The organism is Variovorax sp. V35 (assembly GCF_041154465.1).
GTDB classification, from domain to species: domain Bacteria; phylum Pseudomonadota; class Gammaproteobacteria; order Burkholderiales; family Burkholderiaceae_C; genus Variovorax; species Variovorax boronicumulans.
The window spans coordinates 2,147,433-2,168,006 of record NZ_AP028666.1 but is presented as its reverse complement, the minus strand read 5'-3'; the positions used below and the strand labels follow the sequence as shown (position 1 = coordinate 2,168,006).

Annotated in this window: 22 protein-coding genes; 4 read left to right on the top strand and 18 right to left on the bottom strand. The window is 70.6% G+C overall.

Annotation, left to right across the window (positions count from 1 at the left end; all coding sequences use genetic code 11):
• Positions 1-2 precede the first annotated feature (2 nt).
• Both ACAM42_RS09995 and ACAM42_RS09990 read right to left on the bottom strand, forming a co-directional pair.
• The gene (locus ACAM42_RS09995) at positions 3-347 is read right to left on the bottom strand and encodes a hypothetical protein (RefSeq protein WP_307637332.1); all 345 of its coding nucleotides are present in this window, start codon (positions 345-347) and stop codon (positions 3-5) included.
• Positions 348-423: 76 nt separating this feature from the next.
• The gene (locus tag ACAM42_RS09990; RefSeq protein ID WP_369631906.1) at positions 424-909 is read right to left on the bottom strand and encodes a DUF2165 family protein; all 486 of its coding nucleotides are present in this window, start codon (positions 907-909) and stop codon (positions 424-426) included.
• Between the two features lie 99 nt (positions 910-1,008).
• On the opposite strand from ACAM42_RS09990, the gene ACAM42_RS09985 reads away from it, so the two are divergent.
• Positions 1,009-1,374: a hypothetical protein gene (locus ACAM42_RS09985; protein WP_369631905.1), complete on the top strand. Its 366-nt coding sequence runs from the start codon at positions 1,009-1,011 to the stop codon at positions 1,372-1,374.
• A gap of 6 nt (positions 1,375-1,380) precedes the next feature.
• Here the strand turns inward: ACAM42_RS09985 and ACAM42_RS09980 are convergent, their stop codons facing one another.
• From ACAM42_RS09980 to ACAM42_RS09955, 6 genes are all read right to left on the bottom strand, one after another.
• Positions 1,381-2,010: an FABP family protein gene (locus ACAM42_RS09980; protein WP_369631904.1), complete on the bottom strand. Its 630-nt coding sequence runs from the start codon at positions 2,008-2,010 to the stop codon at positions 1,381-1,383.
• 77 nt (positions 2,011-2,087) lie between these two features.
• Positions 2,088-2,513: a hypothetical protein gene (locus ACAM42_RS09975; protein ID WP_369631903.1), complete on the bottom strand. Its 426-nt coding sequence runs from the start codon at positions 2,511-2,513 to the stop codon at positions 2,088-2,090.
• Positions 2,514-2,531: 18 nt separating this feature from the next.
• On the bottom strand, positions 2,532-3,860 hold the full coding sequence (locus ACAM42_RS09970; protein WP_369631902.1) for an adenylosuccinate synthetase: 1,329 nt from the start codon (positions 3,858-3,860) through the stop codon (positions 2,532-2,534).
• A gap of 10 nt (positions 3,861-3,870) precedes the next feature.
• Entirely contained in the window at positions 3,871-4,842 is a 972-nt protein-coding gene (locus tag ACAM42_RS09965; RefSeq protein WP_369631901.1) for a VWA domain-containing protein, read from the bottom strand.
• 41 nt (positions 4,843-4,883) lie between these two features.
• Positions 4,884-5,825 carry a protein kinase family protein gene (locus tag ACAM42_RS09960; protein WP_369631900.1) on the bottom strand — a complete coding sequence of 314 codons (942 nt, stop codon included), beginning with the start codon at positions 5,823-5,825 and terminating at the stop codon, positions 4,884-4,886.
• Between the two features lie 16 nt (positions 5,826-5,841).
• Positions 5,842-7,152, bottom strand: coding sequence for a hemolysin family protein (locus ACAM42_RS09955; RefSeq protein ID WP_369631899.1), 1,311 nt, complete (start codon positions 7,150-7,152; stop codon positions 5,842-5,844).
• Between the two features lie 23 nt (positions 7,153-7,175).
• On the opposite strand from ACAM42_RS09955, the gene ACAM42_RS09950 reads away from it, so the two are divergent.
• The gene (locus ACAM42_RS09950) at positions 7,176-8,027 is read left to right on the top strand and encodes a symmetrical bis(5'-nucleosyl)-tetraphosphatase (protein ID WP_139701948.1); all 852 of its coding nucleotides are present in this window, start codon (positions 7,176-7,178) and stop codon (positions 8,025-8,027) included.
• 24 nt (positions 8,028-8,051) lie between these two features.
• Here the strand turns inward: ACAM42_RS09950 and ACAM42_RS09945 are convergent, their stop codons facing one another.
• Positions 8,052-9,605, bottom strand: a complete 1,554-nt coding sequence (locus ACAM42_RS09945; protein ID WP_369631898.1) for a M20/M25/M40 family metallo-hydrolase — start codon at positions 9,603-9,605, stop codon at positions 8,052-8,054.
• Positions 9,606-9,733: 128 nt separating this feature from the next.
• On the opposite strand from ACAM42_RS09945, the gene ACAM42_RS09940 reads away from it, so the two are divergent.
• Positions 9,734-10,678, top strand: a complete 945-nt coding sequence (locus ACAM42_RS09940; protein WP_369631897.1) for a LysR family transcriptional regulator — start codon at positions 9,734-9,736, stop codon at positions 10,676-10,678.
• A 2-nt stretch (positions 10,679-10,680) separates the two neighbouring features.
• Here the strand turns inward: ACAM42_RS09940 and ACAM42_RS09935 are convergent, their stop codons facing one another.
• Entirely contained in the window at positions 10,681-11,196 is a 516-nt protein-coding gene (locus tag ACAM42_RS09935) for a response regulator transcription factor (RefSeq protein ID WP_369631896.1), read from the bottom strand.
• A 238-nt stretch (positions 11,197-11,434) separates the two neighbouring features.
• Here ACAM42_RS09935 and ACAM42_RS09930 point away from each other — a divergent pair, with 238 nt between their 5' ends.
• Complete coding sequence (locus ACAM42_RS09930) at positions 11,435-12,472, top strand: AraC family transcriptional regulator (protein ID WP_369631895.1); 1,038 nt, start codon at positions 11,435-11,437, stop codon at positions 12,470-12,472.
• Here the strand turns inward: ACAM42_RS09930 and ACAM42_RS09925 are convergent.
• Genes ACAM42_RS09925 through ACAM42_RS09890 form a run of 8 tightly spaced genes read right to left on the bottom strand, consistent with a single transcriptional unit; the run spans position 12,469 to position 20,465 of the window.
• On the bottom strand, positions 12,469-13,431 hold the full coding sequence (locus tag ACAM42_RS09925; RefSeq protein WP_139701952.1) for an ABC transporter substrate-binding protein: 963 nt from the start codon (positions 13,429-13,431) through the stop codon (positions 12,469-12,471). The two genes, ACAM42_RS09930 and ACAM42_RS09925, sit on opposite strands and share 4 nt — an antisense overlap.
• 34 nt (positions 13,432-13,465) lie before the next feature.
• A complete protein-coding gene (locus ACAM42_RS09920; protein WP_369631894.1) occupies positions 13,466-14,608 on the bottom strand; it encodes a cytochrome c in 1,143 nt (380 codons plus the stop codon).
• Between the two features lies 1 nt (position 14,609).
• A complete protein-coding gene (locus ACAM42_RS09915; protein WP_159277948.1) occupies positions 14,610-15,404 on the bottom strand; it encodes an ABC transporter ATP-binding protein in 795 nt (264 codons plus the stop codon).
• The gene (locus ACAM42_RS09910) at positions 15,398-16,465 is read right to left on the bottom strand and encodes an ABC transporter permease (RefSeq protein WP_369631893.1); all 1,068 of its coding nucleotides are present in this window, start codon (positions 16,463-16,465) and stop codon (positions 15,398-15,400) included. The genes ACAM42_RS09915 and ACAM42_RS09910 overlap by 7 nt, the downstream gene beginning before the upstream one ends.
• Positions 16,462-17,463, bottom strand: a complete 1,002-nt coding sequence (locus ACAM42_RS09905) for an ABC transporter substrate-binding protein (RefSeq protein WP_062482528.1) — start codon at positions 17,461-17,463, stop codon at positions 16,462-16,464. The genes ACAM42_RS09910 and ACAM42_RS09905 overlap by 4 nt, the downstream gene beginning before the upstream one ends.
• A gap of 32 nt (positions 17,464-17,495) precedes the next feature.
• Positions 17,496-18,320, bottom strand: a complete 825-nt coding sequence (locus ACAM42_RS09900; protein ID WP_369631892.1) for a class II aldolase/adducin family protein — start codon at positions 18,318-18,320, stop codon at positions 17,496-17,498.
• 3 nt (positions 18,321-18,323) lie between these two features.
• Positions 18,324-19,433 carry an LLM class flavin-dependent oxidoreductase gene (locus ACAM42_RS09895; protein WP_369631891.1) on the bottom strand — a complete coding sequence of 370 codons (1,110 nt, stop codon included), beginning with the start codon at positions 19,431-19,433 and terminating at the stop codon, positions 18,324-18,326.
• 33 nt (positions 19,434-19,466) lie between these two features.
• Positions 19,467-20,465, bottom strand: a complete 999-nt coding sequence (locus tag ACAM42_RS09890) for an ABC transporter substrate-binding protein (RefSeq protein WP_369631890.1) — start codon at positions 20,463-20,465, stop codon at positions 19,467-19,469.
• Between the last annotated feature and the right edge of the window lie 109 nt (positions 20,466-20,574).

The window sequence follows — 20,574 nt, the reverse complement described above, 5'->3', positions numbered from 1 at the left end:
GATCAGTACTTGATGGTGACGCCGGCCTTCACGCCGGTGTTGGCCTTGCCGTCCGAGTGCGCGCCGCCCGAGAAGGAGACGTCGCCGCCGGTCTTGGCACCGACCGAATAGGTGGGCCGCTTGCCAGACGTGTCGGTGCCGGCTTCGAGGGCGCTGCCGTCGGGGCGCTGCACGCCGACCGTGGCGCCGTTCGTTCGGGCGGAGGTTTCGGTGGAGTTCACATTGGGCGCGATGTAGGCCGTGCCCTTGTCGTCGCTGTCGACGGGCACTCTCACAGGCTCCGCGATGGCCGCCACGGCGGCGGCGCAGGCAACCCCACCCAGGAACGCAAGAATCACTCTGTTCATGGAGACCGATGGTGGATGCAGCGCGACGCACGGGCTGTGGGCGTGGCCTCACCGCGCGCGTAGGACGAAGGCGGCATCAATGCCATGACAGGTTGAACAGGAAGAACGCCGCCAGCACCCACAAGAGCAGCACGAGGTGCGTGAGCTGCAGGCCCTCCTGCCGTATCCAGTAGCCGAACCACAGGCCGCCCAGGTGCATCGCGAACAGGAAAGCGGCAAAGCCGGCCAGCCCCAGGTTGAGCCATGGCCGGGCGGCGGCCAGGTCGCCGCCGGCCACCAGCATCGCGCTGCCGGCCCAGAACGCCAGCGCCGCGCCGAACTGCAACGCCAGCACCACGCACAGCGCCGCGCGGTGCAGCGCCACCGAGCGGATGGCGCGCGTGAGCAAGGGCGTGTCGATGGCAGGGTCGACGCGCAACGGCGCCATCGACATCGTGCCGCCGACCGCGAACGCTGAGCCCGCAAAGCCACGCCAGTTGTTGCGCACGGCAATCGAAAGCCACAGCGCCATGCCCAGCGCGTGGAGAGACTGGAACAGCCAGACGGAAGTAGGGAGATTCATCGGGGCACCTGCGTTTTTAAATATCAAAGATTATTCTTTGATATTTACGCAACCGCCGGCCGGCGCTCAAAGTCCCTCAAGGAAGGTCGAACGAATGCCATGAACACCACCACCACCACCACCACCACCCCACCCGGCCCCTCCCCCGAGGCGCTCGAGCGCCTGCTGGCCGCCGGCCGCGACGGCGCCCTGCTGCGCATGAGCCTGGCGCTGGCGCACCACCGGCGCGACGACGCGCCCACGGCGCTGATGCATGTCGAGAAGGCGCTGGCCTTCGACCCCGAGTTCACCGCCGCGTGGCGGCTGCAGGGCCTGCTCGCGCTGGCGCTCGGCGACGCAGCGAAGGCCGAAGCCTCGTTCGCGCAGGCGCTGGAGGTGGCGCAGCGGCGCGGGGAGCTTCAGCTGGTGAAGGAGCTCACGGTGCGGCTGCGGCGCCTGCGCACGCCGAAGCCGCCTGCAGACTGAGCGGCCTCAGCCCATCTTCGCGAGCGGATTGAGCCCCGGCTCGCCGACGCGCGTGAGCGTGTTGCGGTCGGTGTGGTGGAAGGGCTCGGCCTGGCCCAGGATCTGCATCACGGTGTCCTGGTCGTACGACCAGGTGCCGTCGGCGTTGATCTTCACCGTGATGTTCCACGCCAGCGTGGTGAAGGCGCGCTCCAGGAACGGGTTCGACACGATGCCGTTCACCAGGCTGCCGTGCTCGGCGCTGAGCGTGAACTCGGTGTCGCCGGGCTTCACGTGGCCGCTGGCCATGGCCACCTGTCCGCGCGGAATGGCCAGCGTGAGGAACACGGTGCTGGTGGCCGGCTCCCACAGCCAGTAGCCGACCTGGTCGTGGTACATCTTGGTGAGGCCGGGCTTGTGGATGTAGGTGTGGTAGCGCAGGCCGTACAGCAGCTGCGGGCCGTTGGTCTGCGCGTCGATGGGCTGCAGCTCGTAGTGCTCGACGTACACCTGCGTCTTCGGGCCCTCTTTCTTCGGCTTGACGTCGACGCCCTTCGTGCCCTCCCAGATGCCGGCCAGCGGCCGCAGCGGGCCCAGGTTGGCGAGCGTGTCGGGATCGGCGGAGGGTTCGGTGTAAATGTCTTCGGGAGTGGTCATGGTGTCGATCGTGGGAGGGAAAACAGGACGAGGTTGCTTCGATTCGGATTCTGCTTGAGTGCGGTGGCGGGTCGTGGTCAGAGCGTGTCCCAGACCTGCACGAGCCCGACGAGGTGCACCACGCCGTACACGAAGCACACGAGCGAGCTCCACACCCAGAAAGCGCTGAGACGGCGCCGGTCGAACAGCCACATCGCGACAGCGACAAGGCCGCGCAGCAGGTACACGGCGGTGATGGCAGGCAGCACCAGCGCCTGCAGCGGCAGTGGCTGCAGCACGCCGGCGCCTGCCAGCGCGTAGGCGGCCCACACGCCCAGCATGCCGGCGATGACCAGCGTGACGGCCACGGGGTACAGGTGGCCGGCCTCGGCGCTCGCGGCCATGCGCTCGCCCGCACCGAAGAAGCGGTACCAAGCCGGGCCGCCGAAGATGACGCAGATGTGCAAGAGCGCGGCGATGGCGCTCAGCACGGCGCCGGCGATCAGGAAGACGTTGGGGGTCACGCAGGCTTTCTCATCAGGTCAACGCAGCAGGTCGCGCGCGCGGACGGCCTCGCGCACCGGGCCGAACGCGCCGAAGCGCACGGGCAGGCCGCTGAGGGCTTCCACGCGCCGCACCCACTCGGGGGCGTGGGCGACGGATTGCGATTCGTACAAAGGTTGGGCGCCCTCCAGCAGGCGGGTGAGCGCGTGCTGGTGGTCCAGGTCGGTCGCATCGCTCAGGGGCAGCGACGACAGCGTGTGCCCGTCGGCGCTGCGGTAACCGGTGCACCAGCGCAGGTCCGCGTGCGCGAGCGCATCGAGGTGGCTGGCGAGCAGCCCGTCGAGTGGCCCGGCGGCAGCGAGCGCGTAGCGCAGCAGCACCGCGTCGGGGTGGCCGCGGCGGAACGCGCCCTGCCAGCCGTCGTCGGCGTTGTGCGGCTCGGCCAGCCGCGCATCGAGCGCGCGGTCGTGCGTGGGCAGCGGGCCGGCGCCGTGCCGCGTGAGGTGGCTGCGCAGCACGCCCAGGTGCTGCACGGGCGCCGCGATGCCCGCATCGCGCAGCACCGCCTCGACGGCGGCGGTGGAGACGGTGCTCCAGGTCGTGTGCGGATGAAAGCCACGCCACTCGTCGAGCAGCACGCCCTGCGCGCCTTCGAACAGCACGGTGCCGGCGCGCACGAGCCGTTCGCCGATGGTGTCGGCGCTCGCGGGTGGCGACTGACGCAGGCAGGGCTGCACGGCGTCGAGCCAGCGTTGTGCGAGTGAAGCGTCGGCGAGCACGGACAGCTCTTGCGCGGCCTCGGCCGACGAAGGCAGCACGTTCGCGAACTCGCGGTGCAGCGCGAGGCGCAAGGCCTCGAGCTTGTCGAGCGTGCGCGCGGGGTGAACAAGGTCGCCGTAGTGCAGCGTCGTTTCCGGCGCGGCCAGCGCCTGCCGCACGGTCTCGCCCACGCCGACGCCGCAGCTGCCATGCGCGGCCGCGCCGCGCACCCATTCGCGCAGGCGGCCAGCAGCCTGATGAAAAGGCGTGGTCACGCGGCAGCGCGCGTCGATGAACAGGCGAGCAAAAGCGTCGGGCACACCCGCGCGCTGCAGCACCTCGGCCTCGACGCGCAACGCCGTCGGATGCACCACCACCGGGCTCGCAAGCACGGTCGCCACGCCGGCATGGAAGCTGCCCGCGCCGAACTGCGAGAAGGTGTGGTGGCGGCCGTCGGCCAGCACCACGTTGTGGCCGGCCTGCGCGCCGCCGTTGAAGCGCACCACGGTGTGCGCGCCCCAGGCGCCGCACAGGAAGTCGGTGAAGCGGCCCTTGCCGCAGTCGCCGAAACCGAGGCCGAGCAGCGAGACGTAGCGCGTCGAAGTCAACGGCAGGCCGTCAGCCGAAGAGTCGCTTCCACCACGAGCTGCGCGCCCCGTTGCCGGCGGCCGGCGTGGCGCGACGCGGTGCGTTCGGATCGAGCAGCGCGGCGTAGCCGTCCAGCGCATGCAGCACGCCGCCCACGCGCTCCTTGGCCATGCCGGTCGCGGCCATCACGCCGGCCAGCGCGTCGAGGCTGGGCACGGCCTTCTCGGTGAGCGCGACGATGCCGGCGGCCACGGCGCAGGCGTCGTCGGGCGAGTCCATGCAGATCACATGGTCGCCCAGCAGCTCGCGCCAGCGCGGCTCGCAGCGGCGGCGACGCTGTGCGTCGGGGATCAGGAAGAACAGGTGCGTGGTCTCGGCCGCGGCGGCGATGACCTCCTCGATCGGAATGTCCTCGTCGAGCTTCTCGCCGATGAGCCCTTCGACCTGGTGGCGCGACACGGCCGGGTACGGCAGCTCGTCGCCCGTGACGAACAGGTAGCCGCGCTTCTTGCGCTTGACCCAGCAGTCCATGTCGGTGTGCTGCGCCATGACGTAGAAGGCCAGCTCGTAGCTTTCTTCGCCGCTGCCCCCGCCGCCGCCTTCGAGGTAGCTCCAGGTGAGCCACTGGTCCATGAGGTTGGCGGTCGATTCGAACTGGCCCACCTGCAATGGCGCCTGGTCGGAGGTGGCGTCGCCGATGGCCATGAACATGAGCTGGGGGTCGGCCACGCCGCAGTCCGTCAGCAGCTTCATGAAGGTGGGCAGCTCGCGGCGCGCCAGGGTCTGCGGGATGTCGCCCATCGAGCCGGTGACGTCGAGCGCGAAGGCGATGCCCAGCGAGTTCGGGTGGTCGGCGTTGTCGCGCGACTCGCGCACCTTGAGCCCCTGCGGGTTCATGAGCGCGTGCGTGGCGGTCTGCGTGAAAACCTCGCTGCCGGACTTGGCGGCGCGATCAGCCACGATGGCTGCGTGGGCGGCATGCGAGTAATTTCCGTAACCCATGGACGTGCTCCTTCGTGCGGGAAAAAGTGAAAGGCTGGCGGCTAGCCGGCCGGCGCGGGGTCGAAGTGAACGAAGCGCGGCGGCCCGAAGGCCTCGCGCGAGGCGGCCGACAGCGCCTGCTCGATGCCCTGCGCGCCCAGGCGTTCGCAGGCAACGGCGTCGTCGCTGCACTCGCGCAGCAAGGCGGCGAGCGGTGCGGGCACAGCACCATCCGACAGCAACGCGCGCACGCTGTGCGCCGACGCCATCAGGTCGCGCCCGATGGCGCCGCCCGACACGTCCTGCCTGGCCTGCGACCAGCCGATGAGCAACACGCCGTGGTCGCGCGGATGCACGAGCGCATGCGCGGGCGCGAGCGCGCGGTGCGTCCAGCCGGCGCCGTGCACGAAGGCCAGCACCTCGAGCATGCGCCGCCACAGCCAGACGGCATGGCGCGCATCGATGCCTTGCGGATTGGCCTGCTGCACTTCCTGCAGGCTGCCCCAGAAACCGGTCGGGTGGCGCAGCACGAGCGCCTGCCGTTCGCCGTCGCCCAGGCCTTGCGCCACGCCCAGGCCCAGCGGCTGCGGCAGCCGCCGCGTGAAGTAGGCCGCGCCGGGCACCGACAGGGCTTGCAGCGCCTGCAGCACGGCGGCCTCGCGCGCCAGCACGGCGTCGCCCGCCGCGTCGCGCGCGAGCTTGATCGTCACGCGCTCGGGCACGGCGCCCAGCCGTTCGGCCAGCAGCACCTCGCTGTGTTCGCCCTGGCCCAGCGGCTCGAGCACGCGGTAGTGCGCGCCGCGCCATTGCAGGAGGCGACCGGTGTCCGACAGCTGTGGCGCGTTGGCGCGGCGCCAGGCGGCGCGAAAGCTCTCGCGCTCGACGGTCTCGGTGCCGCGCGTGATGGTGGCGCCGCAGTAGCCGCAATTGACGGTGCGCCAGCGCGCCGCGCGCGGCAGCGGGGCCGAGCATTGGGGGCAACTCAGTGCAAGCAGCGACAGCATGGCCGCGCCCTCCTCTTCAGTCTTCTTGCGGCGCGGCCGGGTCCGGCGACGCCAGCACGCGGTCGATGCGGCGCCCTTCGAGCGCCACGACCTCGAAGCACCAGCCCGCGCAGTCGATGTGCTCGCCCACGGCGGGCAGGTGGCCCGACACGGACATGAGCAGCCCGGCCACGGTGTTGTAGCGCCCGCGCTCTTCGTCGGGCAGCTCGCGGATGCCCAGGCGCGCGCGCAGCTCCGACACGGGCATGAGGCCGTCGAGCTCCCACATGCCGTCGGCGCGCTGGTGGGCCCAGGCGTCGGCCTGCATGCCGGGTTGCAGCTCGCCGGTGATGGCTTCGAGCAGGTCGCGCGGGGTCATGAGGCCCTGCACCACGCCGTACTCGTCGACCACGAACACGAGCCGGCCGGCGCGCGTGCGGAACTGCTCGAGCAGCTCCATGCCGGTGAGCGTCTCGGGCACGAACACGGCCGGCGTGGCCTCCTGGCCGAGCACGCCCTTGTGGGCGGAACCCAGGCGCAGCAGGTGCGCCACGCTGATCACGCCGACCACGTCGTCCAGCGAGTTGCGGCACACGGGGTACCACGAATGCACGAGATTGAGCGCCGCGGCGTCCGCCACCTTCTGCAGCGCCTGCGCCACGGTGTTGGAGGCGTCGAGCCATTCGATGTCGGCGCGCGGGATCATGAGCGACGACAGGCGGCGGTCGTCCAGGTGGAACACGTTGCGCACCATCTGGTGCTCGTGCTGCTCGATCACGCCGGCGTCCACGCCTTCTTCAAGGCTGGCCGAGATTTCTTCTTCAGTGACCGAGCGCGCGGCGTTGGCGTCGATGCGCAGCAGCTTCAGCGTGGTGGCGGTGGCGCCGGCCAGCAGCCACACGAAGGGCTTGGCGCCCTTGGCCAGCCCGCGCATGGGGCGCGACACGAAGCGCGCCACCGGCTCGGGGTACAGCTGGCCGATGCGCTTGGGCACCAGCTCGCCGAAGATGATGGTGAAGAAGGTGATGCAGGTCACCACCACCGCGGTCGACACGATGCTGGAGGTGCCGGCGCCCATGCCCAGGCCTTCCATCCACACGGCGAGCGGCGCCGCGAAGGCGGCCTCGCCCACGATGCCGCTGAGCATGCCGATCGAGGTGATGCCGATCTGCACGGTCGAGAGGAATTGCGTGGGCGATTCCATCAGCTTCAGCGCGGCCTCCGCCCCGGTGTCCCCCGTTTCGGCCAAGGCCGCGAGGCGTGCGCGGCGGCTGGTGGAAAGGGCCATTTCGGACATTGCGAACACCGCATTGAGGGTGGTCAGCAAGGCCAGCAGGAAGACATCCATGAACGGGGGGAGAGAATGAGGGAATGTCACTTTACTGTATCGGCGACGTCCAGGGCTGCGATGTCCCCCTGGGCCGGCTGCTCGACAAGATCGATTTCTCTCCCAGCCGCGACACCCTCGTGGTGCTCGGCGACCTGGTCAACCGGGGCCCCGATTCGGCCGCGGTGCTGCGCCGCCTGCAGGGCTACGGCGCCTCGGCGCGCAGCCTGCTGGGCAACCACGACCTGCACCTGCTGGGCGTGGCGCACGGCGTGCGCAAGGGCGGCCGCAAGGACACCGTGGCCGGCCTGCTGGCCGCACCCGACAGCGCGGCGATGCTCGACTGGCTGCGCCAGCAGCACATGGCGCTGCACATGCAGATCGGCGGCGGCGACCTGCTGATGGTGCATGCCGGCGTGCTGCCGCAGTGGACGGTGGGCGACACGCTGGCGCTGGCGTCGGAGGTCGAGTCGGTGCTGCGCGGCCCCGCGCTGGGCGACTTCCTGCACGAGATGTACGGCAACACGCCCGACCACTGGGACGACGCGCTCACGGGCCACGCACGGCTGCGCGTGATCGTCAACGCGCTCACGCGCCTGCGCTATTGCACGCCCGAGGGCGTGATGGAGTTCGAGAGCAAGGACGGCGCCATTCCCGGCCCCGAGGGCTACCTGCCGTGGTTCGACGTGCCGGGCCGCAAGACAGCCGCGGCCACCGTCGCCTTCGGCCACTGGTCGACGCTGGGCTGGCTCTCGCGACCCGACCTGCTGTCGACCGACACGGGCTGCGTGTGGGGCGGCTGCCTCAGTGCGGTGCGCTTCGGCGCGACGCTGGACCAGCGCGAGCTGGTCCAGGTGGAATGCGAGCAGGCGCAGAAGCCCGGCAAGGGGGCCTGACGAGCACCCGCCCCGTTCGGGGGCTCAGAACCCGTGCGTCATCAACGCGTAGACCGTCTGCACGCCGGTCACGTAGTTGCCCATGCGCAGGTTCTCGTTCGCCGCGTGCTGGTTGTTGTCGGCGTTCACCAGCGGAATGATCGCGAACGGCACCTGCAGCACGCGCACGATTTCCGCCGTCGGCACGGTGCCGCCCATCATGCGGATGCGCACCGGCTCGGGCGTGGTGCCGAAGGTGTCGGTCAGCGCCTTGTAGGCCCACTGGCCGATCGGTGAGTTGATCGGCGAGCCCGCCGCGTCGGCTCCCTCGCTGCGGTAGCTGAAGCTGGCGAGCTTGTCGTAGCGGGCGCGCTCCTCGTCGGTCGGCGCGCCCTTCACGAGGTGGTAGCCCTGCTTGACGATGTGCGCCTCGATCAGCTTGCCCAGGTAGGGCGCGTCGGAGTCGGGCGTGGTGCGCAGGTCCATCTCGGCCTCGGCCTTGTCGGGCACGATGTTCGCCACCTTGTCGCCCACGGCCGCCGAGGCCATGCCGCGCACGTTCAGCGAGGGGTACTGCATCGCCTCCTGGTAGTTGGCGCCGACCCGGTCGGTGCGCGCGATGCCCAGGCGGCGCTTGAGCGCGGCCTCGTCGTCGGGCACGGCGGCCATGATCTTGCGCTCGGCCTCGCCGATCTTCACGCGGTCGTAGTAGCCGGGCACGGTCACGCGACCCGTGTCGTCCTTCATCGTGGCCAGCAGGCTGGCCAGGCGCTGCGCCGGGTTGGGCGCGTAGTTGCCGTAGTGCCCGCTGTGCAGCGGTACCTTGGCGCCGTACACGGTGAGCCGCGCATCGGCCGCGCCGCGGTTGCCGAACACCAGCGTGGGACGGTTGGTGGCGTGCATGGGGCCGTCGTGGATCACGATGGCGTCGCTGCGCAGCAGCTCGCGGTGCGCCTGCATGACCTGGCTGATGGACGGCGAGCCTTTTTCTTCCTCGCTGTCGAGGATCACCTTCACGTTGACCGCCGGCTGGCCGCCGCCGGCCTTCAGGGCGTCGATGGCCGCCAGCAGCATCATGATCGGGCCCTTGTCGTCGGCCGAGGCCCGGCCGAACACGCGCCACTCGGGGTCCAGCGGGCCGCTGAAGAGCGGCGCCGCATCGATCTCCTCCCACTCGCCCTTGTCCGTCTTGCGCTTGAGCACGGGCGTCCACGGGCTCTTTTGCGCCCACTGCGCGGGGATCACCGGCTGGCCATCGAGGTGCATGTAGAACAGCACCGTCTTGCGCGCCGGGTCGCTGCCCGGGAACTCGGCGAAGAGCATCGGCTTGCCGTTGTTGGGCAGCTGCTTCGTCGTGAAGCCGCGCTTGCGGAAGGCCTGCTCCAGCCAGTCGACGTTCTTGCGGATGTCCTCCGGCACGGTGGCGTCGTTGGGCAGCGCCAGCAGCTCGAAGTACTCGCGGTAGGTGGCCTGCGCATGGCGCTCGGCCTGGGCCGGCGAGAGTTCGGCGGACTGCGCGAGGCCGTGGCCCAGCAGCAGGACGGCCGTGGGGAGCAGCGCCAACAGGCGACGGGATGAGCGGGGGGAAGGGGTGGACATGGATGGCAGCGCAGAAGGGAGCAGGACGGCGAACCGGGGATCTGCGCAGCATAAAAAGCGGGCACCTTTTCAACAATTGCTATTTTCTTGAGCTACCTTTGCATTCAGTGCAAACCTCACGTCACCCCATGCCCAGCCGCCGCCTGCAGGAAACCTCGCTGCGCTACTTCCTCGAAGTGGCCCGCACGGGCTCGCTCACCGAGGCGGCCGCGCGGCTGAACGTCAGCATCTCGGCCGTCAGCCGCCAGGTGGCCGCGCTCGAAACCCTGGTGGGTGCGCCGCTGTTCGAGCGCCGCCCGCGCGGCATGGTGCCCAGCGCCGCGGGCGAGCTGCTGGCGGCGCACGCGCTGCGCGGCGCACTGGAGGCCGAGCGCGTGCTGTCGGACATCCAGGCGCTGCAGGGGCCGCTGAGCGGTCGGGTGCGCATCGCCTGTTCCTCGGGCTTCGCCAACGAGTTCCTGCCGCGCACCATCGCGGCGTTCCGCGAACAGTACCCGGGCGTGCGCTTCCGGCTCGATGCCACCGGCCCGACGCAGGTGAGCGATGCCGTGCTGCTCGGCGAGGCGGACATCGGCCTGACCTACAGCCGCGCGGCGGTGCGCGGCATCCGGGTCGAGCATCGCCAGGCGGCGTCAGTGTTCGCGATCATGCGGCCCGACCATGCGCTGGCGAAGTCGCGCAGCGTGACGCTGGCGCAGATGCATCCCTTTCCCATCGCGCTGGGCAGCCCCGAGAACACGGTGCGCCAGCTGTTCGACGTGGGCTGCAGCAACCGCGGCCTCGTGTTCGAGCCCGTGCTGGTGAGCAACCGTTTCGAGGCGCTCGCCAACTTCGTGCTGCAGGGCGGCGGGCTGGCCATCACGGGCGAGATCACGGTGCGCGACCGCGTGCAGCGCGGCGAGCTGGTGGCGGCCGAGATCCGCGAGCCCGGCATGCGCGGACGCTCGGTCGAGCTGCAGACGCTGGCCGACCGCACGCTGCCGGAGGTGGTGCGCACCTTCCTGGCCTACCTGCGCGAGCAGTTGCCGGCGGCCGGCGGCACGCCCAGGCCACGCACGCGCAAGGCCGCCTGAGCTCAGCCGCGCGCGGGCCCGGCCCCCGGGAAACTGATCACCCGGCGCTGCGTCGCGCCCGAGGGGCGCAGCAGCCCGCGCCGCGTGGCCTCGTGCACGGCCTGCGTGCGCGAATGGACCGACAGCTTGCGGTAGATGCTCTTGATCTGGCTGGCGACCGTGCTGTCGGAGCGGTGCAGCGCCTCGGCCACGCGCCGGTTGCTCCAGCCCTGGGCCACGAGTTCCAGCACCTTGAGTTCGCGCGGCGAGAGCAGGCCCTCGTCGCCGGTTTCTTCGTGCGCCCTGTCGAGCCCGTGCGCCGCCAGGGCCGCCTCCTCGATGTCGCACAGGATCTGCCGCGCCGTGCGCGCGGCCGCCCACACGTCGCCGCGCTCGACCGCCGTCATCAGGTTGGCCAGCTCCAGTTGGTTGGCCTGGGCAAAGAGCCGCGCCGCGGCGTTCGCGGCCACGGCGGGGCTCAAGGGCGGTGCGTCGTCCAGTTCCGAAATGGCACGCAGCTCGGCGCTTCCTTTGGACATGTCAATGCTCGCTCGGTCGATCAACGCTGGGGGAAAAAAGTAAACCCGGCGTCCCTCTGCCACGAAATGCAATGCAAGGACGCCTCTCGCGAGCCTGAGGTCGCTTTGTAAACAGCCTTGACCTTCCGTCTCAGTTCTTGGGAGAATTTCGCAAAATATGTGATTTTTTAACGCTTAGTTAGTACTATTTGGCGGGCATGGACCCTCCAGCCCCTTGGCGCCGCTCCGACCTCGCCCTATGACGCTCAGCGCCGCCACGGCCCCCGAACGCCCCCTCTGTCCCCCGGGCGTGGCGCACAGCCATTTCGACGTGCACGCAGAGCCGCCCGACCGGCAGTTCCTGGCCTGGCGCGCGCGCGTCGGCCATGTGATGGACGCCCTGCCCTCGCGCGACGCGCTCGAGCGCCCCTTCCACGCCGCGATCGACCGCTACGACGTGGGCGGCCTGGTCTTCACCGAATGCCGCTCCGACACGCTGGTGCTGGAGCGCTCGCTGGCCCGCGTGTCGACCGACAGCGTGCGCGACTTCGTGTTCCATGTGTTCGAGGAAGGCGGCGTGGACGACCTGCGGGTGCGGGCCACGCCGGGTGCACGCCGCAAGGGCGAACCGCCGCCCGCCCCCGCCGGCACGCCCACGATCCTCGCGCTGGACATGAACCAGCCGGTGCGCATGCGGCGCCACGACTGCCGCGTCCACACCTTCTTCGTGCCCGGCACGCTGGTGCAGGAGAGCTTCCCCGATCCCGAGGCCCTGCACGGGCGCACGCTGGCCTGTACCACGCCGCTGGCGCGGCTGGCGGCGGGGCACGCGATCTCGCTGGCGCGCCACATCGGCGGCATGACGCCGGCGGCGGCGCAGAGCGCGGTGCGCACGGGCGCGCAGCTGGTGGTGTCGGCCTTCGGCAAGCAGGCCGGCTTCGACGGCAACGCGCGCGCGGCGGCACGCGCCGCCATGTTCGACCGGGTGCGCCGCCACGTGCAGACGCACCTGCACCGCGCCGACCTCACGCCCGAGAGCGTGCTGGCCGCGCTGCAGCTGCCGCGCCCCACGCTGTACCGCATGTTCCAGCACGAGGGCGGGCTGGGCAGCTACATCCGCAGCCTGCGGCTGCGCCAGGCGGCGAGCGACCTGGCGCGCTACCCGCATGTGATGGTGACCGACATCGCCTACGGCGCCGGCTTTCGCAGCGCCTCGGACTTCAGCCGCGCCTTTCGCCGCGCCTACGGCATCGCGCCGCAGGACTTCCGCGTGCAGGCACTCGAACGACGGTTCTAGGCCGCCGTGCCGAAGCCCGTGTCGAACGTGCCCTTCACGTCGAGCGGCTGCTTGATGAGCCCCACCTGCCGGTAGAAATCGGCCGTGCCCTGCTGGTCGGCGATGACCTGCGCGTCGATGGGAATCCACTGCTGCTGGCGGCGCTCGAACTGCAGCTTCGCCGCCTCGGGCGGAATGCCGATGATGCGTGCGAGCGTGGCCGAGAACGCATCGACGTTGCGGTACGACCAGCGCTGCGCCTTCACCACGCGCTGCAGAAAGTCCTGCAGCACCGGCCGCTTGGCGGCAATGGCGGCGTCGGTCGCGGCGAGGTAGCTCAGCCCCGGCAGCAGGCCGCGTCCGCTGACCAGCACGCGCGCATGGCGGCTGATTTCGGCGAGCGCGGTGTAGGGCTCCCAGGTGGCCCAGGCATCGACCGAGCCTTGGGTGAGCGCGAGCTTGGCATCGGCCGGTGCAAGAAAACGGATGTTCACGTCCTCGGGCTTCAGGCCCGCCGCCGTGATCGCCTTGAGCGTGACGTAGTGGCCGATGGAGCCGCGGTTGGTGGCGACGCTCTTGCCCTTGAGCTCGGCAGCGCTCTTGAGCGGCGAATCGGGCCGCACCAGCACCGCCGTGCCGTAGGCGTCCGAGCGGTTCGCACCGATGGCCTTGACGCGCGTGCCGGCCGCGAGCGCGAAGATCAGCGGCGCATCGCCGATCGGGCCCGAATCGACCGCGCCCGCGTTGAGCGCCTCGGCCAGCGGCGCGGCGGCCGGGAATTCCGACCACTGGATGTCGTAGCCCAGGCCTTCGAGCCCGCCCGCCGCTTCGAGCAACGCGCGCAGCCCGCCCTTCTGGTCGCCGGCCTTGAGCACCGGGCGGCCTTGTGCACGCACGAAGGCGGGCAAGGTGGCGGTCGTGGCAGCGGCAAGGCCGCCGGCAAGCAGCTGGCGGCGCGATCGGTCGAGGTGTGAGGTCATGGGTTCGTTCTCCGTAGAAGCAGTGAAAAGGAAATCAGTGGATGAAGCCGCCCTTGACGAAGCGCACCGGCTCGGCGTCCATGCGGGCGATGAGCGCGCCCAGGCCGTCGAGCGGCAACACGGTACCTTTCGCCAAGGCGGCCGGCGGGCTGTCGCTGCGGCACAGCAGGTCGTCGTCGGACCAGCCGGCCTGCCCCGGCAGGCCGCGCACGCGCAGCCAGCCGTCGCGGTCGGCAATGAGCTGCATGCCTGCGAGCTGGTCGGTGCCCGCGATGAGCGCCAGCGCCTCCCACGCGGCCGGTGAATCGGCGACGCAATCGGCGGTGACGCCCGCCGCCTTCGCCCCGGGCGGCAGCAGCTGCACCGTCACCAGGCGCGGGTCTTCGCTGGGCGCGACCGCGCCCGCCACGACGCGCACGCGCTGCCCGCGCCACTGCGCGAGCGACCGGGGCGCCTGCGCGCCGCAGCGCACCGCCATGTCGGGCAGGCCGACGGGTTGCGGCCAGTGGCCCAGCGCACGCAGGCTCTGGCCCGCGCCTTGCGCCTTCATGTAGTCGATGAGCGCCCAGGCATCGGCCGCGTCGAGCGGGCCGCCGAAGCCGGGCATGGTGGCGGTGCCGTGAAGCACGCGCCACAGCAGGTCACCATCGGCGCGGCGCCACAGCAGCGGGCCCGTGAGGTTCGGCGGCCACACGGCCAGCGACGCGGCCAGCGGCCCTTCTCCCTTGCCGTCGGTGCCGTGGCAGCTCACGCAGTGCTGCGCGTAGAGCACGCGGCCTTGCGCGATCGATGTGGCCGTGAAGCCGGTCGGCGACGCGTGGAAGCTCGCCGGCGTCGCAGGCACCAGCACGACGTTCGCATGGGGCCAGGGCGCGGCGATCAGCAGCATCGGCACCAGCGCGAGCAGGTACCAGCGCGGGCGCCGCCAGAGCAACGCGATCAACAGCAGCAGCAAAGCCACGCCGACGCACGCCAGCGTCCACGCGAGGCTGCGCGCTTGCCCCAGGTCGATCAGCAGGTTCTCGCCCGACAGCCGGTGCGCCCACGGCCACGCCGGCTGGCCGTGCACATGGCGCGCAAGGCCGAGCGCGTCGAGCACACGCAGCAATTGCAGTTGAGCGCCCTGAAGCAGGCCGATCAGCAGGTTGAGCCAATCGGCCTCGGGCGTGCTGTTCATGTCACCAGGTGGCGTCGAGCCCCAAGTGGCGCAGTGCCTCGTGACGAAGTTCGGCAAGACGCGCATGGCCACGATGGCGCGGGTACGGCAGGTCGACCACGAGTTCCGCCGCGATGCGCGCCGGCCGGTCGCTCAGCACGATCACGCGGTTGGCGAGGAACAGCGCCTCTTCCACGTCGTGCGTCACCAGCAGCGCCGAGAAGCCCGCGCGCTGCCACAGGTTGACCAGCTCGCTCTGCATGGCGATGCGCGTGAGCGAGTCGAGCTTGCCGAGCGGTTCGTCGAGCACCAGCAGTTGCGGGTCGTTGACCAGCGCGCGCGCCAGCGCCACGCGCTGCGCCATGCCGCCCGAGAGCTGGTGCGGAAAGGCCTTGGCGAAGTCGGTGAGGCCGACGAGCTTCAGCGCCTCGTCAACGCGCCCGCGTTGCGCCTTGAGCACGCCGCGCGCCTGCAGGCCGAGCGCCACGTTGTCCCACACGCTGCGCCAGGGGTAGAGCGTCGGGTCCTGGAAGACGACGATGCGCGACGGGTCGGGCCGCGCGATGGGTGCGCCGTCCTGCGTGATGCGACCGGCCGTGGCGGGCTCCAGCCCGGCCACGAGGCGCAGCAGCGTCGACTTGCCGCAACCGCTCGGCCCGAGCAGCGCGACGAACTCGCCAGGCTTCACCGTGAGGTCGATGTCGTCGAGCACCTGCAGCGGACCCGCCGGCACATCGAACCAGTGGCTCACGCCCTGAATGTCGATCTGCGCGCCGGCCTGGCGCACACCCGCTTCGGCTTGCGCGGTGGCTACCATTTGACGGTCCCCTTCTGCCACGACAGCACGCGGTCGCGCACCTTGAACAGCAGCGTGATCAGGCCCGAGCACAGCAGCGCCATCACGATCAGCGCGGCGTACATGTTCGAGTACGAGGCCCAGCCCTGCGCCCACGAGAGGTAGAAGCCCAGCCCGGCCTTCACGCCCATCATCTCGGCCGTGACCAGCACCGAGAACGCGGCGCCCAGGCCCATGAACAGCCCCACGAACACCTGCGGCAGCGCGGCGGGAATCGCCACGCGCAGCACCAGGAAGCGCTCGCTCGCGCCCATGGTGCGCGCCACGTCGTAGTAGTTGCGGTTGACCCCCGCCACGCCCGACCACGTCAGCACCGCCACCGGAAAGCCCGTGGCCAGCGCGATGAGGAACACGGCCGCCGCGTAGCTCGACGGAAAGAAGAAGAACGCCAGCGGCAGCAGCGCCGAGGCCGGCACCGGCCCCACGAAGCGCAGCACCGGATGCACCCAGTAGCCCGCGATGCGCGACCAGCCGATGGTCACGCCCGTGAGAAAGCCCGCCAGCGCGCCCAGCACGAAGCCGTGGGCGAGCAGCCGCGCCGAATGCGCCAGGCTTTCGCCGAGGCGGCGCCAATCGTCGATGTAGGTTTCGATGAGGCTCTGCGGCGGCGCGAAGAACGGCGTGGGCAGCAGCGCGAGCTTCGCGGTGGCGATCTCCCAGAGGGCGAACAGCACCGGCAGCGCCACCAGCCACGGCCCGGCCGGGCGCAGCGTGCGTGCCACGCGGCCCGCGCGCGTGCCGAGCAACGCCACGAGCAGCAGCAGCGCGCCGATGGCGATGGCGGCGATGCCGAATTCGTCGGTGTAGGCCCAGTCGCTGAAGCCCACGGCCTTGTTGGGCCAGTAGACGGTGAGCAGGCCCAGCGCGACCCAGCCCGCGCTCGCGAGCGCGCCGGTGCGCCAGAAGCCTTCGGCGGGGCGCGCGAACACGGCGGCCGGCGCGGCCTTCTCGATGCCGGGGCGGCGCCAACTGCCCGGCGCCGGTGGCGGTGCCTCGAGCACCCGGTCGATGACGGCGCTCATGCCAACGGATCGAAGGACACGTGCTCCGCGAAGCGCACCGGGTCGGTGGTCTTCTTGAGCACGCCGACGCCGCGGAAGTCGCGCGCGTAGAACTCCACCTCGTCGCGCAACTTGCGGCCCAGCGGGTGGTGGTTGTGCGTGAGCGTGCCCAGCAGCGCGCGCAGGTCTTCGACCGGAACCTTGGGCGAGTACTTGGCGAAGAGCTTGGCCGATTCGTTCGGGTTCTCGGCCACGTAGTCGGAGGCCTGCGCGATGGCGCGCACCAGCGAGGCGACGGTCGCCTTGTCCTTGCGCACCAGCTCGCCGCGCGCGCCAACGATGCAGCAGACCTTGTCCTTGTACTCGCCCGAGAGGTTGCTCGCGAGCTCGACGAAGGTGCCCTGGTTGCGCTTCTCGATGAGGTACACGTTCGGGTCGCCGTCGGCGATGGCGTGGATCTCGCCCTTCTTCACCGCGATGTCGAGCAGGTCGGCCGGGTACTGGCGCCAGGTCACGTCGCGGTCGGCGTCGATGCCGTTCTTGGCCAGCAGGATCGAGAAGAAGTTCTTGCCCGGGCTCGCGATGTCCGACACGCCGATGATCTTGCCCTTGAGGCTGGCCAGGCTGGTGGCGCCCGCGTCCTTGGCGCCCACGAGGCGCACGCAGCCGCCGTGCGAGCTGCCGACGATCTTCACGTCGAAGCCCGATTCGAGCGGCTTGAGCCAGCGATGGATCATGCCCACGGCCGCGTCGGCCTTGGCGGTGGCCAGCGACTCCAGCAGCTGGTCGGTCGAGCCCGTGTAGTTGATGAGGTCCACCTGCAGGCCGTTGCGCTCGAAGTAGCCGCGCTCCTGCGCCACCACCACGGGCGAGAGGCAGAAGGCGGCGGCGTTCCAGGCGAAGGTGAGCTTGCGCGCCTGCTGCGAGAAGGCCTGCGAGGCAATGAGGCCGCCCGAGGCGACCACGGCGGCGGCGGCGCCGGTGCGCAGCACGCTGCGGCGGGAAAGGGATGCGTTCATCGGGGAAAGGCTCCGGGGGTTCGTCGTCATCGTCAAAGCAGGAGTTCGGGTTCGGCCTCGACCAGGCCTTCGTACAGGCTGTCGAAGGAATGGATCGCGCCTTCGGGCCCCCCGATCTGGCCGTGCGTGTGGCGCGCGGTGGCCTCGTCGATCGGCTGCGGCGTGCCTGCCGCCTCGGCCAGCAGCTGCGTGTGGCAGGCGTTGTCCAGCGCGATGTACCACCACGCGGCGGCCTCCACGGTGGGGCCGGCCGTCAGGATGCCGTGGTTCTTGAGGATGGCGCCCTTCCTGTCGCCCAGCGCGCGGGCGATGCGATCGCCCTCGCTGGTGTCGACCACCATGCCGGTGAAGTCGTCGAACAGCGCCACGTCGTCGTGGAACACGCAGGCGTCCTGCGTGAGCGTGTCGAGCTTGCGGCCCAGCGTGGACCAGGCCTTGCCGTAGGTCGAGTGCGTGTGGGCGGCGGCCACAATGTTCGGGTTGTGCTCGTGGATCGCGGCGTGGATGGCGAAGGCGGCCTTGTTGAGCGGCCGGTCGCCGACGACCGTCTCGCCTTTCGAATTGACCAGCAGCAGGTCGGACACCTTGATGCGCGAGAAGTGCACGCCCAGCGGGTTGACCCAGAAGTGGTCGGTCAGCTCGGGGTCGCGGGCCGTGATGTGGCCGGCCAGGCCCTGCGCAAAGCCGAAGCGCGCGAACAGGCGGAAGGCGCCCGCCAGGCGCTCCTGCCGGTGGCGGCGCTCGGCCTGCACGGTGGGGCGCGGCGGGATGGGGTCGAACCAGTGCTTCTGCTGCGGGTTCGCGTGCAGCTTCAGCGGTTGGGCCGCGTGGCGGTCGATGGACAGGACGGCGCTCATGGCTCAGGCCGCCTTGCGCTGCGACTGCAGGCGCTGCGCGACCAGTTCGCGCGTGCGCGGAATCAGCGCGCGGCCGTAATCCGTCGCGTCCTCGAGCGGATCGAAGCCGCGGATCAAGAAGGTGGTCACGCCCAGGTCGTAGTAGTCGAGCAGCGCATCGGCCACCTGCTCGGGCGTGCCAACCAGCGCGGTGCTGTTGGAGCGCCCGCCGATCTCCTGCGCGACCGCGGTCCACAGGCGCTTGTCCAGGCGCGAGCCCTTCTCGGCCGCAGCCAGCAGGCGCTTGGCGCCTTCGCTTTGCTGCGGGCCGCCGCGGTTGTAGCCCTGCACCACGCGCAGGCGTTTCGTCTCCGCCAGGATGTTCTCGGCGCGCGCCCATGCGGCCTCTTCGGTGTCCGCCAGGATCGGGCGGAACGACACCGAGAAGCGCACGCTGCGCCCATGCTTGGCGGCCTCGGCGCGCACGCGCGACGTGAGCTCGCGCGCCTGGTCGAGCGATTCGCCCCACAGCGCGTACACGTCGGCGTACTTGCCCGCGACCGGGATCGCGGCCTCCGACGCGCCGCCGAAGTACACGGGCACGTGCGGCTTGCCGTGGCGCGTCTGCACCGGCTTCACTTCGGAGAACGCGTTCTGGAAACGGTAGTGCGCGCCTTCGTGGTCGAAGGGTTTCTCGGCCGTCCACACCTTGTGCAGCACCTCGAGGTATTCGTCGGTGCGGGCGTAGCGCTGGTCGTGGTCGAGCCAGTCGCCGTCGCGCTTCTGCTCCTCGTCGGAGCCGCCCGAGATGTAGTGCACGCCGAGCCGCCCGCCGCTGAACTGGTCGAGCGAGGCGAACTGGCGCGCCGCGAGTGTGGGCGCCACGAAGCCCGGGCGGTGCGCGAGCATGAAGTGGATGCGCTCGGTCACCGAGGCCGCGTAGGCCACGGTGAGCGTGGCGTCGGGGCTGGTGGAGTGGTGCGGCACCAGCACGCGGTCGAAGCCAGCGTTCTCGTGCGCCTGCGCGAAGGCGCGCACGTAGTCGCGGTCGATGGCCGGGCCCTTGGCGGCATGGATCTCCGAGACCTTCTGGCCCTGGATCATGCCGATGAATTCAACGTCGTTCTGGCTCATGGTGTCCTCGTGGATGCGGATGGAATGAAGGGGTCAGGCGGCAGGAAGCCGCAGCAGGTTTTCGAAGCGGCGGTCCCACAGCGGCTTCACGTCGGCGGGGCCGTCGAGCACGCCGATCTTCTGGAAGGTGTCGGCCACGTCCTGGTGGCTGCGCACCACGGCGTCGGTGACGGGGCCGAGGCTGTAGTCGCCGCTGCGGCCGTTGAACAGCTCGACCAGGTCACCCACGGGCACGCGCGTCTCGGCCGACTGCGCACGGGCGTAGGCCAGGAAGTTGCCGTTGATCCAGGCGAACGCGCGCTGCAGGCGCTGCAGCAGGTCGCCCAGTGCCGCGCGGCGCAGCGTGTCGTCGAGCGCGCGCGGGTTGGCGTAGATGGGGAAGTTGCCCGACAGGTAGCCCACGCCGGTCTTGAGCGTGCGCGCGCCGTACTGGGTGCGCGCGAGTTGGCCGTTGTAGCCGTAGATGGCCCAGGCATCGAGGTCGCCGCGCGCAAAGGCCGAGAGGCCGTCGGCCGGCGTGAGGCTCACGGGCTGGATGTCGGCGAACGACAGGCCCGCCTCTGCCAGCTGCTTGGCCAGGTAGTAGTGCGAGGTGGTGGCGCGCACGTAGCCCACGCGCTTGCCCTTGAGGTCGGCGATGCTGCGGATCGGCGCATCTTTGCGCGCCAGCGTGGCCTGGTTGTTGAGGTCTTCGTGCGTCACGGCCACGAGCCGCACGCTCGACTTCTGCCGCGCCGCGAACACCGGCGGGATCTCGCTGCCCGAGCCCAGGTCGAGCGCGTCGCCGTTGATGGCCTCGATGTGCAGCACGCCGTTGTTGAGCTCGCGCCAGTCGATCTTGTAAGGCGTGTCGGCCTGGCCCGAGGCCGTGAGCAGCGGCCGCCACAGGCCCTTGTAGGTGCCCACGCGCAGGGTCACGCCCGACAGGTCGCGCGAGGGCGCGGCGGCCTGCGCCACGCCCGAAGCCGTCGCGCCCCATGCGGCGGCGGCCTGCAGCAAGCGGCGTCGGTCCAGCGGGAAATCGGGTGTCATGCCTTGTGTTCTTTCTTCTTCACTCACTCACGAGGAGAAGCGAGACCGTACCGAGGCGGGCCCCGAAAACGAACGCAGAAAAACGAATTTGGATATGCGCGATGCATCC